Origin of the sequence: Delftia sp. Cs1-4 (genome assembly GCF_000214395.1) — a bacterium.
Taxonomy (GTDB): domain Bacteria; phylum Pseudomonadota; class Gammaproteobacteria; order Burkholderiales; family Burkholderiaceae_C; genus Comamonas; species Comamonas acidovorans.
On the sequence record NC_015563.1, the window covers coordinates 694,879 to 707,012 of the forward strand.

General features: G+C 70.3%; 12 protein-coding genes. 9 read left to right on the forward strand and 3 right to left on the reverse strand.

Annotated features, from left to right (window positions below; translation table 11 throughout):
• The first annotated feature begins 22 nt into the window (after window positions 1-22).
• The 5 genes from DELCS14_RS03130 (at window position 23) to DELCS14_RS03150 (ending at window position 6,327) form a co-directional block, all read left to right on the forward strand.
• A complete protein-coding gene (locus tag DELCS14_RS03130) occupies window positions 23-1,630 on the forward strand; it encodes a carboxyl transferase domain-containing protein (protein ID WP_013800395.1) in 1,608 nt (535 codons plus the stop codon).
• A 34-nt stretch (window positions 1,631-1,664) separates the two neighbouring features.
• Window positions 1,665-2,450, forward strand: coding sequence for an enoyl-CoA hydratase/isomerase family protein (locus tag DELCS14_RS03135; protein WP_012207769.1), 786 nt, complete (start codon window positions 1,665-1,667; stop codon window positions 2,448-2,450).
• 66 nt (window positions 2,451-2,516) lie between these two features.
• A complete protein-coding gene (locus DELCS14_RS03140; RefSeq protein ID WP_013800396.1) occupies window positions 2,517-3,266 on the forward strand; it encodes a DUF4126 domain-containing protein in 750 nt (249 codons plus the stop codon).
• A gap of 51 nt (window positions 3,267-3,317) precedes the next feature.
• A complete protein-coding gene (locus DELCS14_RS03145) occupies window positions 3,318-5,336 on the forward strand; it encodes an acetyl/propionyl/methylcrotonyl-CoA carboxylase subunit alpha (RefSeq protein WP_013800397.1) in 2,019 nt (672 codons plus the stop codon).
• Window positions 5,337-5,406: 70 nt separating this feature from the next.
• A complete protein-coding gene (locus DELCS14_RS03150; protein ID WP_013800398.1) occupies window positions 5,407-6,327 on the forward strand; it encodes a glyoxylate/hydroxypyruvate reductase A in 921 nt (306 codons plus the stop codon).
• Window positions 6,328-6,336: 9 nt separating this feature from the next.
• On the opposite strand, the gene DELCS14_RS03155 is transcribed toward DELCS14_RS03150, so the two are convergent.
• The 3 genes from DELCS14_RS03155 to DELCS14_RS03165 all read right to left on the reverse strand — a co-directional run bounded on the left by DELCS14_RS03155 (window position 6,337) and on the right by DELCS14_RS03165 (window position 9,319).
• A complete protein-coding gene (locus DELCS14_RS03155) occupies window positions 6,337-7,371 on the reverse strand; it encodes a tripartite tricarboxylate transporter substrate binding protein (protein ID WP_013800399.1) in 1,035 nt (344 codons plus the stop codon).
• Window positions 7,372-7,487: 116 nt separating this feature from the next.
• A complete protein-coding gene (locus tag DELCS14_RS03160; protein ID WP_013800400.1) occupies window positions 7,488-8,360 on the reverse strand; it encodes a 3-keto-5-aminohexanoate cleavage protein in 873 nt (290 codons plus the stop codon).
• Window positions 8,357-9,319: a 3-hydroxyacyl-CoA dehydrogenase NAD-binding domain-containing protein gene (locus DELCS14_RS03165; RefSeq protein ID WP_013800401.1), complete on the reverse strand. Its 963-nt coding sequence runs from the start codon at window positions 9,317-9,319 to the stop codon at window positions 8,357-8,359. The genes DELCS14_RS03160 and DELCS14_RS03165 overlap by 4 nt, the downstream gene beginning before the upstream one ends.
• Before the next feature lie 91 nt (window positions 9,320-9,410).
• Between DELCS14_RS03165 and DELCS14_RS03170 the strand changes: the two genes are divergently transcribed.
• From DELCS14_RS03170 to DELCS14_RS03185, 4 genes are all read left to right on the forward strand, one after another.
• Window positions 9,411-10,319, forward strand: a complete 909-nt coding sequence (locus DELCS14_RS03170; protein ID WP_012207762.1) for a LysR family transcriptional regulator — start codon at window positions 9,411-9,413, stop codon at window positions 10,317-10,319.
• 109 nt (window positions 10,320-10,428) lie between these two features.
• Window positions 10,429-11,370 carry a hydroxymethylglutaryl-CoA lyase gene (locus DELCS14_RS03175; RefSeq protein ID WP_013800402.1) on the forward strand — a complete coding sequence of 314 codons (942 nt, stop codon included), beginning with the start codon at window positions 10,429-10,431 and terminating at the stop codon, window positions 11,368-11,370.
• A 2-nt stretch (window positions 11,371-11,372) separates the two neighbouring features.
• On the forward strand, window positions 11,373-11,876 hold the full coding sequence (locus tag DELCS14_RS03180) for a YbaK/EbsC family protein (RefSeq protein ID WP_013800403.1): 504 nt from the start codon (window positions 11,373-11,375) through the stop codon (window positions 11,874-11,876).
• Window positions 11,876-12,118 (forward strand): DUF1289 domain-containing protein, encoded by a 243-nt coding sequence (locus DELCS14_RS03185; RefSeq protein WP_049801477.1) that lies wholly within the window; start codon window positions 11,876-11,878, stop codon window positions 12,116-12,118. The genes DELCS14_RS03180 and DELCS14_RS03185 overlap by 1 nt, the downstream gene beginning before the upstream one ends.
• The last annotated feature ends 16 nt before the right edge of the window (window positions 12,119-12,134 follow it).

Below are 12,134 nucleotides of genomic sequence, written 5' to 3' on the forward strand. Positions count from 1 at the left end.
CAAACACAAGAAGAGGCCACACATGAGCATTCTGGGCACCCAACTCAATCCGCGTTCGGCGGACTTCCTGGCCAATGCCGCCGCCATGCGCGCCGTGGTCGAAGACCTGCAGGCCCAGGTGGCCAAGGTCGCCGATGGCGGCGGCGAGGCCGCGCGCGCCAAGCACGTGGCGCGCGGCAAGCTGCTGCCGCGCGATCGCGTGGCCATGCTGCTGGACCCGGGCACGCCCTTCCTGGAGATCGCCCCGCTGGCCGCGCTCAACATGTACCGCAACGATGCGCCCGGCGCGGGCCTGATCGCCGGCATCGGCCGCGTCAGCGGCGTGGACTGCATGATCGTGTGCAACGACGCCACAGTGAAGGGCGGCACCTACTACCCGATGACGGTGAAGAAGCACCTGCGCGCCCAGGAGATCGCCGCGCAGAACCGGCTGCCCTGCATCTACCTGGTGGACTCGGGCGGCGCCAACCTGCCCAACCAGGACGATGTGTTTCCCGACCGCGAGCACTTCGGCCGCATCTTCTTCAACCAGGCCAACATGAGCGCCGAGGGCATTGCCCAGATCGCCGTGGTCATGGGCTCGTGCACGGCCGGCGGCGCCTATGTGCCGGCCATGAGCGACGAGTCCATCATCGTCAAGAACCAGGGCACTATCTTCCTGGGCGGCCCGCCGCTGGTGAAGGCCGCCACGGGCGAGGTGGTCAGCGCCGAGGACCTGGGCGGCGGCGACGTGCACACGCGCCTGTCGGGCGTGGCCGACCACCTGGCCCACAACGACACCCACGCGCTGGCGCTGGCGCGCCAGTCCGTGGCCAACCTCAACCATGCCAAGCAGCCTTCGGCTGGCGACCTGCCCCCCGAGGCGCCGCTGTTCGACGGCGGCGAGCTGTACGGCGTGATCCCCGTGGACACGCGCAAGCCCTTCGATGTGCGCGAGATCATCGCCCGCGTGGTGGACGGCAGCCGCTTCGACGAGTTCAAGGCCCGCTTCGGCGCCACCCTGGTCTGCGGCTTTGCGCGCATCGAGGGCATGCAGGTGGGCATCATCGCCAACAACGGCATCCTGTTCAGCGAATCGGCGGTCAAGGGCGCGCACTTCATCGAGCTGTGCTGCCAGCGCAAGATCCCGCTGGTCTTCCTGCAGAACATCACGGGTTTCATGGTGGGCCGCAAGTACGAGAACGAAGGCATTGCCCGCCACGGCGCCAAGCTGGTCACGGCCGTGGCCACGGCGGCCGTGCCGAAGTTCACCATCATCATCGGCGGCTCCTTCGGCGCGGGCAACTACGGCATGTGCGGCCGCGCCTACTCGCCGCGCTTCCTGTGGATGTGGCCCAACGCGCGCATCTCGGTCATGGGCGGCGAGCAGGCGGCCAGCGTGCTGGCCACCGTCAAGCGCGACGGCATCGAGGCCAAGGGCGGCCAGTGGACGGCCGAGGAGGAAGAGGCCTTCAAGGCCCCCATCCGCCAGCAGTACGAGGATCAGGGCCACCCCTATTACGCGACGGCGCGCCTGTGGGACGATGGCGTCATCGACCCCGCCGACACGCGCCGCGTGCTGGCGCTGGGCCTGGCGGCCACGCGCAACGCTCCCATAGAGGACACGCGCTTCGGCGTGTTCCGCATGTGACGGCGGCCCCCCTTTCCTTGCAGCGAGGTACTTCATGAAAACCACCGCACTGACCCTCGAATTCCAGGGCCCCCTGGCCACCATCACGCTGACCCAGCCCGAAGTGCGCAATGCCTTCAGCGACGAGGTCATCGCCGACATCACCCAGGCCTTCCACTCCGTGGGCAAGCGCAGCGACGTGCGCGCCGTGGTGCTGGCCGCCGAGGGCCCGGCCTTTTGCGCAGGCGCCAACCTCAACTGGATGCGCCGCATGGCCGACTACTCGCGCGACGAAAACCGCGAGGACGCCGGCCTGCTGGCCGAAATGCTGCGCGTGATCTACGAATGCCCGCAGCCCACCATCGCGCGCGTGCAGGGCGATGTCTATGCGGGCGGCATGGGCCTGGTCGCTGCCTGCGACATGGCCGTGGCCGCCGAGGGTGCGGGCTTTTGCCTGTCCGAGGTGAAAATCGGCCTGATCCCCGCCACCATCAGCCCCTACGTGATCCGCGCCATGGGCGCGCGCGCCGCCCACCGCTACTTCCTGACCGGTGAGCGCTTCGACGCGGCCGAGGCGCTGCGCATCGGCTTCGTGCACCGCGTGGTGGCGGCCGACGAGCTGGACAACGCCGTGGACGGCCTGCTCAAGCACCTGGTCAGCGCCGGTCCCGCCGCCGCCCGCGCCTGCAAGCGCCTGGTGATCGACGTGGCCGAGCGCGAGATCAACGAGCAGCTGATCGCCGCCACCGTCGAAGGCATCGCCGACATCCGCGCCAGCGCCGAGGGCAAGGAGGGCGTGCAGGCCTTCCTGCAAAAGCGCAAGCCGGCCTGGCTGGCCTGACACGCGCGGGCTGCCCATTCATCGCGCCACCACCGAGCAACGCCGAGCCAACGCCGAGCCAACACCATGAGCACCCTGACCGACTCCCTCGTCCAGTGGCTGCAGTCCGTGGGCCTGTACCCGGGCCCGGCCGTGCACCACACGGTCACCGAGGCGGCTGGCGAAGTGGCCGAGCGCGTGGGCCAGGCCACCAGCGGCATGGACATGGCCGGCCTGCTGGCGCTGGCCGCCGCACTGGGCTGGGCCAGCGGCTTTAGGCTCTACGCCGTGGTCTTCGTGACCGGGCTGCTGGGGGCGCTGGGCTGGGTGGCGCTGCCGGGCGGGCTGCATGTGCTGGAGCATCCGGCCCTGCTGTTCGCCAGCGGCGCGCTGCTGTTCGTGGAGTTCTTCGCCGACAAGATCCCCGGCGTGGACTCGGTCTGGGACCTGCTGCAAAGCGTGATCCGCATCCCGGCGGGCGCGGCGCTGGCGGCCGGCGTCTTCGGTGCGGACAGCGCGACCATGGCCACCATGGCGGCCCTGATGGGCGGCTCGCTGGCCCTGTCCAGCCAGGTGGCCAAGAGCACGGCGCGCGCGGCCATCAACACTTCGCCCGAGCCGTTTTCCAACGTGGGCGCGAGCCTGGTGGAGGATGGTGCCTCGGTGGGCGCGATCTGGCTGGCGCTCACGCATCCGCTGGCCTTCGCCGCCGTGCTGCTGGTCGTGGTCATCGCCCTGTGGCTGCTGACCTGGGCGCTGTGGCGCTTTCTCAAGGCCGTGGTGCAGCGCCTGCGCTCGCTGTTGGGCGGGTCTCCCGCGATGAATCAAAAACCATAGCCGCCGGTCGCCGAATGACCGGGGCTGCAGAGAAAACACTGGAGATAACGCATGTTCAAGAAGATCCTGATCGCCAATCGCGGTGAAATCGCCTGCCGCGTCGCGGCTTCCGCCCGCCGCATGGGCGTGCGCACCGTGGCCGTGTACTCGGACGCCGATGCCCGCGCCAAGCATGTGCAGGCCTGCGACGAGGCCGTGCACATCGGCGGCAGCGCGCCCAAGGACAGCTATCTGCGCTGGGAGCGCATCCTGGAAGCCGCCAAGGCCACGGGCGCCCAGGCCATCCACCCCGGCTACGGCTTTCTCAGCGAGAACGAGGAATTCGCCCAGGCCTGCGCCGATGCCGGCCTGGTCTTCATCGGCCCGCCGCCCTCGGCCATCCGCGCCATGGGCCTGAAGGCAGCCTCCAAGCAGCTCATGGAAAAGGCCGGCGTGCCCCTGGTGCCCGGCTACCACGGGGCCGACCAGGACCCGCAGCTGCTGCAGCGCGAGGCCGACCGCATCGGCTACCCGGTGCTGATCAAGGCCAGCGCCGGCGGCGGCGGCAAGGGCATGCGCCTGGTCGAGCGCAGCGAGGACTTCGCAGCCGCCCTGGCCAGCTGCCAGCGCGAGGCCATCAACAGCTTCGGCGACGATGCCGTGCTGGTCGAGAAATACGTGCTGCGCCCGCGCCATATCGAGATCCAGGTCTTTGGCGACACCCAGGGCAACTGCGTCTACCTGTTCGAGCGCGACTGCTCGGTGCAGCGCCGCCACCAGAAGGTGCTGGAGGAGTCCCCCGCGCCCGGCATGACGCCTGCGCTGCGCCAGAAGATGGGCGAGGCCGCCGTGGCCGCCGCCCAGGCCGTGAACTACGTGGGCGCGGGCACGGTGGAATTCATCGTCGAGCAGCCCGGCGGCTACGACCAGCCCGAGGCCATGAAGTTCTACTTCATGGAAATGAACACCCGCCTGCAGGTCGAGCACCCGGTGACCGAGGCCATCACGGGCGAGGATCTGGTGGACTGGCAGCTGCGCGTGGCCAGCGGCCTGCCCCTGCCCAAGCGCCAGGACGAGCTGCGCATCACCGGCCATGCCATCGAGGCGCGCATCTGCGCCGAAAACCCCGACAACGGCTTCCTGCCCGCCACCGGCACCCTGCATGTCTACCGCAAGCCCGACTGCGCCAGCTTCCGTGTCGGCGACGTGCGCGTGGACGACGGCGTGCGCGAGGGCGATGCCATCAGCCCCTTCTACGACTCCATGATCGCCAAGCTCATCGTGCATGGCGACACGCGCGAACAGGCGCTGGCGCGGCTCGATGCCGCCCTGGCCGAGACACGCATCGTGGGCCTGGCCACCAATGTGCAGTTCCTGCGCCTGGTCATCGCCAGCGATGCCTTTGCAACCGCCAAGCTGGACACGGCGCTGATCGAGCGCGAGAAGCAGCATCTGTTCCACCAGCAGCGCCTGCCGCAGGCCCAGGCCGTGGCCGCCGCCGTGGCCCAGGTGCTGCAGGCCGAGCGCGCGCAGGAAACCGCCGACCCCTTCAGCCGCCGCGACGGCTGGCGCTCGCACGGCGTGGCCGAGCGGCGCTGGGACTTCCGCCAGGGCGAGGCCGCCGTGCCCGCGCGCCTGCGCTACCTGCATGACGGCGCGCTGCAACTGGCCGTGGGCGAGGGCGAGTCCCTCGCCGAGGGCCTGCTGTCCTGGCAACAGGCCGGGGACGGCGCCTTCGAGGTGCAGTTCGCGGGCCAACGCCTGCGCGCCCAGGTCCATGTGCTGGGCGAGCAATGCCATGTGTTCGCCCCCCAGGGCGCAGCCGTGCTGGGCCTGGCCGATCCGCTGGCCCATGCGGGCGAGGTGCAGTCCGAAGGCGGCCGCCTGACGGCGCCCATGCCGGGCAAGGTGGTCTCCTTTGCCGTCAAGGCCGGCGACAAGGTCAGCAAGGGCCAGCCGCTGGCCGTGATGGAGGCCATGAAGATGGAGCACACCATCGCCGCGCCCGGCGACGGCGTGGTGGCCGAGCTGCTGTATGCGCCCGGCGACCAGGTGACCGAAGGCTCCGAGCTGCTGCGCCTGGAAAGCTGAGCCCGCAGGCAAGACAGTTTTGCGCAAAAGTCGCGCGTGGGCGTCGCCAGGCCGTTAGGCTTGGCCACCTATGCGAGTGACTTTCTGCTGCGAAGACACCAGGCCCGACGCCTGGCTGCAAGGACTGCGCGCGGCCCTGCCGGGCGCCGAGGTGGACATCTGGTCGCCGGGCGCGCCGCAGGCCGACTACGCCCTGGTCTGGGCGCCACCCCAGCGCTTCATCGACGAGCAGCCCGGCCTCAAGGCCGTGTTCAACATCGGTGCGGGTGTCGATGCGCTGCTGCCGCTGCGCCTGCCGGCCGGGCTTCCCGTCTACCGCCTGGAGGACGCCGGCATGGCCGTGCAGATGGCCGAATATGTCAGCCAGGCCGTGATCCGCTTCTTCCGGGGCCTGGACGGCTACGAGGCCGACATGGCCGCCGGCCTGTGGCAGCACCGGCCCAATCCTCGGCGCGTGGACTACCCCGTGGGCGTCATGGGGCTGGGCCGCATGGGCGAGCGCGTGGCGCGCGCGCTGACGGTGTTCGATTTCCCCGTCAACGGCTGGAGCCGTACGCCGCATGCCATCGACGGCGTGCGGGGCTTCTGCGGCCCGCAGGACTTCGACGCCTTTCTGCGCGCCACCCGCATCCTCGTCAACCTGCTGCCGCTGACGCCCGAGACCGACAGCATCATCGACGCGCGCAGCCTCGCCCTGCTGCAGCCGGGCGCCTATGTGATCAACGTGGGACGCGGCGGCCATGTGGCGGACGAGGACCTCATCGCCGCCATCGACGGGGGCCATGTGTCCGGCGCGTTGCTCGACGTGTTCCGCACCGAGCCGCTGCCCGACGGCCATGCCTTCTGGCGGCATCCGCGCATCACGCTCACACCCCACACCTCGGCGCGCACCCTGGCGCGCGACAGCGTGGAGCAGATCGTGGGCAAGGTCGCGGCGCTGAGCCGGGGCGAGGCCGTGAGCGGCCGCGTGGACCTGCGGCGCGGCTACTGACGGGCGCGCTCAGTCCAGCGTCACGCCGGTGCTGCGCACCAGGGCACCCAGGCGCTGGGAGTCGCTCTTGATCAAGGCACCGAATTCGGCCGCCGTGCCGCCCACGGCCGGCGTGCCTATGGCCTCCCAGCGCGTGCGGAAGGCCGGGTCCTTGAAGATGGCGTTGACCGTGGAATTGAGTTTGTCGATGGCGGCGGGCGGCGTGCCCGCGCGCACGGCAATGCCATGCCAGCCCGTGATCTGGTAGCCGGGCACGCCGGCCTGGGCCATGGTGGGCACATCGGGCAGCACCTTGGTGCGCTCGGCCGAGGTGACGGCCAGCGGGATAAGGCGCCCGCCCTGGATGTGCTGCAGCGAGCTGCCCACGATGTCGAACATCACGCCCACCTGGCCGCCGATCAGGTCGTTGAGTGCCGGTCCCGCACCCCGGTAGGGGACATGGCCCAGCTTGACCTGCTCCATGGAGTTGAACAGCTCGCCCGCCAGGTGCTGGGGCGTGCCATTGCCGGCCGAGGCAAAGCTCAGTGTCTTGCCCGTTTTGGCCAGCGCCAGCAGCTCGGCCACGGTCTTGACGCCCAGCGAGGGATGGACCTCCAACACCAGCGGGAAGGCCGACAGCTGCACCACGGGCTCCAGGTCCTTGAGCGGGTTGAAGGGCATGCTCTTGTACAGCGAGGAATTCACGGCCATGGGGCCGCTGGCGGCCAGCAGCAGGGTGTGGCCGTCGGCCGGTGCCTGGCGGGCCACCTCGGCGCTGCCCAGGTTGCCGCCCGCGCCGCTCTTGTTCTCCACGATGACGGTCACGCCCAGGCGCTGCTGCAGCTCGGGCTGCAGCATGCGTGCCATCAGGTCGGTGGGGCCGCCGGGCGGGTAGGGCACGACGAAGCGAATGGTCTTGCTGGGGAACGCCGGCGACGGGGTCTGGGCCGAGGCCTGGCCCGCCAGGCCCAGGGCCATGAAGGCCAGGGGAAGCGCCGTGAATGCGGTGGCTGCCTTGATTTTGGCGATGGCGTCACGCCGCGTGCCGTGGGTGGGCTGTTGCATGGTTGTGTCTCCTGCCTGTGGTTGGAATGGAAGGCCCGTCTTGTGCGGGCTCATGGGCCTATCGGCTTATCGGCTTATGGGCTTATGGGCTTATGGGCCTGTAAGGCGCCTGGTGCTCAGCCCGGTGTGAAGCGCCGGCGTATGTCGTCGGCCGTGGCCAGGGGGCGGCCCAGCGCCTGGGCGGACACCACGGCCTGGCGGACCAGGGCGGCGTTGTCGGGCGCGGTGTGGCCGTCCCGCGTCAGCAGGTTGTTCTCGAAGCCCACGCGCGCATGGCCTCCGAAGGCGGCGGCTGCCGCGATGCAGGTGTTTTCCGTGGCGCCGAAGGCGCACACGGCCCAGGGCTCGCCGCCGTCATGCGCCGCAAGAAAGGGCAGCAGGTCCTGCGGCCGCGAGGTCTGGCCCGCGCTGTAGCGGCCCAGCACGAAGAGCAGGAACCAGGGCGCCTCGGGCACCACGCCCTGGGCGCGCAGCGCCTGCCAGCGGCGCAGGTCGGCCACGTCGTAGAGGATGACCTGCACCATGACCTGGTCGCGCACCAGGCCCGTGAAAAAGTGCGCCAGTCCCGCATCGCCGATCTCGGGCTGGTCGATCTCGCGCAGGCCGATGGAGACGGCCTCGGGCCGCAGCGCCTGCACCATGGCGATCTGCTCGGGCGCGCGGTAGACGCCGGCCGCCTCGCTGGTGATCTGCACCACCATGTCCGTGCCCACGGCCTCGCGCACCACGCGCCAGGCTTCGCGGTAGCCGTCCACATCCAGGCTGTGGCGCCCCTGGGCGTCGCGGATGTGCATGTGGATCATGGCCGCGCCGGCATCCAGGCAGGCGCGTGCCGTGGCGGCCAGCGCCTGCGGTGTGATCGGCAGGGCTCGGTGGTCGGCCGGCTGCTTGTAGGCGCCGTTGGGGGCCACGGTGACGATCAGCGGGTCGCTCCACTGCGACGCGGTTGACGTGGGCGACGTGGTTGACGTGGGGACCGGCGTGCTCATGGCGTGTCCTGTGCCTGCTCCGGCACCGGCAGCTCGCTGGCCAGCAGGGCCAGGCCCTGGCGCAGCAGCGCGTCGTAGCGTGCACGCTCGGCCAGGCGGCGCTCTTCGGGCCAGTCGAAGAAGCCCTTGCCGGTCTTCATGCCCAGATCGCCGCGCGCCACGCGATCGCGCAGGGCCTGGGCCGGCACATCGGTGTTGGACAGCGTGGGGTACATGGTGGCGGCGGCCGCGCAGTGCACCTCGATGCCCGCATGGTCGCGCTGCAGCACGGGGCCGGCCGCCAGGAAGCGGAAGCCGAAGCCGAAGCGCACGGCGGCATCCACGTCCTCGGGCGAGGCAATGCCCTCGTCGATGAGGGCGAAGGCCTCGCGCGACAGCGCGTGCTGCATGCGGTTGGCCAGAAAGCCGGGCTTGTCCTTCTTCACCAGCACCGGCACGCTGCCGCAGCCGCGCATGAAGGCGTGCAGCCACTGGCCCAGGGCCGGGTCGCTGCGCTCGCCCAGCACCACTTCCACCAGTGGCACCAAATGGGCGGGCATGAAGAAGTGCAGGCCCAGCATGCGCTGCGCCGTGGGCAGGCCGCTGGCGATGGCGCTGATGGGAAAGCCCGAGCTGTTGCTAGCCAGCACGGCGTCGGCCGGCGCATGCGCCTCAAGTTCGGCGAACAGCGCCTGCTTGGCATCCAGCCGCTCGGTGATGCATTCCACCACCAGGGCCACGCCGTCCCAGGCCACATCCTCCAGCGCCGCGCAGACCGAGACCTGGGACGCGCACCGGGCAAAGCCGGCCGTGGCCAGCTCGATGGCAATGTGCTGCAGCAGCAGCTCGCGCCGTGCCGCGCCGGGGTCGACCACGGTCACCAGGGCACCGCCCCGGGCCAGGACCACGGCCACATCGGCACCCATGGTGCCTCCCCCGACGACCACCGTGCGCGCGTTGCGCGGCGAACTGCTGTGCATGCTGTCTCCTGCTGATTTCATGGATTCGAGGCGCAGTCTAGGCAGCCGTCATTGAACGGTAAAGACGCATTTTTCGATAAACTGATCGGCCATGAAGATCAATTGGTCGGCCCGCGAGGTTGATGTCTTTCTGGCGCTGGCCGATTCGCTGAGCTTTCGGCGCACGGCGCTGCAGATGCACCTGTCGCAGTCGGCCGTCTCGGGCACGCTGGCGCGGCTGGAAGAGATGCTGGGCGCGCGCCTGTTCGAGCGCACCACGCGCGCCGTGGAACTGACACAGGCCGGCGAGGTCTTCGCCGAGCAGGCGCGCATCCTGCGCCACCAGATGGACGAGACCGTGCGCCGCGTGCAGGAGGTGGCCCAGGTGCAGGTGGGCCGGCTGGCGCTGGCGGCCCTGCCTTCGCTGGCCGCGGGCCTGCTGCCCCGCGTGCTGGCGCGCTTCGCGGCCGAGCATCCGGGCGTGCATCTGGAGCTGTTCGACAGCCTGGCCGGGCCGGCCTTCGACATGGTGCGCGCGGGCCGCGTGGACTTTGCGCTCACGGCGGCCAACCCCGCCTATGCCGACCTGGACTACCTGCCGCTGGCCTCCGACCGCTTCGTGCTGCTGCTGGGCCGCGGCCATGCGCTGGCGCGCGGGCGCGGCGATCTGGGCTGGGCCGACGTGGCCCATCTGCCCCACATCTCCATGCCGGCCGGCACCAGCGTGCGGCAGTACGCCGACGAGGCCCTGCTGACCCACGGCATACGCTTTGCGCCCCAGTACGCCGTGGAGCACCTGGCCACCATCGCGGCCATGGTGGCTGCCGATCTGGGCGTGAGCGCGCTGCCGCTGCTGGCCGCGCAGGTGGTGCAGCGGCCGGAGGTGGTGGCTCGCCCGCTGGCACGGCCGGTGCTGCGCCGCCCCATCGGCCTGGTGCGCCTGAGCGGCCGCCGCCTGTCGCCGGCTGCCGCGCGCATGGTGGAGATGCTGCGCGAGGAAATGGCGGCCCTGCCGGGCTGAAGGGGGCGCTGGCAGCCGTTGTGCATGGCCCGGCAGGATATGGGGTGGTGCCCGGGCCTGCAAGCCTGGACAATAGGGGCCGTACCCGTCATCCCGGTGAGAACACCCCATGAGCATTCCTTCCCGCGTCAAACTCGTCGATGTAGGCCCCCGCGACGGCCTGCAGAATGAAAAACAGCCCGTGCCCGCCGCCGTCAAGATCGAGCTGGTGCACCGCCTGCAGGAAGCCGGCCTCAAGGAAATCGAGGTCACCAGCTACGTCAGCCCCAAATGGGTGCCGCAGATGGCCGACAACGCCGAAGTCATGGCCGGCATCGTCCGCAGCCCCGGCGTGCGCTACAGCGTGCTCACGCCCAACATGAAGGGCCTGGAGGCCGCGCTGTCGGCGCCGCGCGAACTGTGGCCCGACGAGATCGTGGTCTTCGGCGCAGCCAGCGAGGCCTTCAGCCAGAAGAACATCAACTGCTCCATTGCCGAAAGCATCGAGCGCTTCGCCCCCGTGGCCGAGGCCGCACGCGCCCAGGGCATCTACGTGCGCGGCGCCATGAGCTGCACCGTGGGCTGCCCCTACGAAGGCGAGATCGCCCCCGAGCGCGTGGCCTACCTGGCCGGCCTCATGAAGGGCATCGGCGTGCAGCATGTGGGCGTGGCCGACACCATCGGCGTGGGCACGCCCGTCAAGGTGCGCAAGGCCATCGAGGCCACGCTGCAGCACTTCGCCATCGACGATGTCTCGGGCCACTTCCACGACACCTACGGCCAGGCCGTGTCCAACACGCTGGCCGCGCTGTCGCTGGGCGTGTGGCAGTTCGACACCTCGGTGGCGGGCCTGGGCGGCTGCCCCTACGCCAAGGGCGCCACGGGCAATGTGGCCACGGAGGACGTGGTCTACATGCTGCAGGGCATGGGCATAGAGACCGGCATCGACCTGGACAAGCTGATTGATGCCGGCCAGTTCATCAGCGACCACCTGGGCCGACCCACGCAGTCGCGCGTGGCCAAGGCACTGCTCACCAAGCGCGCCAGCGCGGCTGCATGCGAGGCGGTGTGAGCATGTGCGGATCTGAACTCCACCATCTTCCCGAAGGCGTGCAGCGCGTGGCGGCCTTCCTGCAGCAGGCCGGCCACGGCGACGGACCGCGCATGCTGGACGGCGCCGCGCGCACGGCCCAGGAGGCGGCCGACCAGCTGGGGATCCTCGTGGGCCAGGTGGCCAAGAGCATCATCTTCCGCCGCCGCAGTGACGGCGTGGCCGTGCTGGTCGTGGCCTCGGGCGACCGCCGCGTGGACGAGAAAAAGGTCGCCGCCCTGGTCGGCCCCGTGGGCCGTGCCGACGCCGATTTCGTCAAGGCACAGACGGGCTTTTCCATCGGCGGCGTCAGCCCCGTGGCCCATGCCAACACGCCCGTGACCCTGGTGGACCGGGAGCTGCAGCGTTTCGACACCGTCTGGGCGGCCGCCGGCCATCCGCATGCGGTGTTCGCGGCCACGCCGGCCGCGCTGCAACTGCTGGCCGGCGCGCCCTGGGCCGACGTGGTGCAGGAGGTGGCGGCATGATGGGCCCCAAGGAAATGCTGGCCCAGAAGGCCCGCGCCGCATACGCTCCGCGTGCCGAAGAGGAGCCCGTGCTCTCGCCCTGCATCTCGGTCTGCCGCATGACGCCCGACCGCAGCCATTGTGAAGGGTGCTTTCGCACCATCGACGAGATCCGCGCCTGGTCCAAGTCCGATGCGCCGCAGCGCCTGGCGATCTGGAACGCGCTGCTGGAGCGCGCAGGCATCGCGGCCACCGCACCCTAGACCCCCATCACGACGC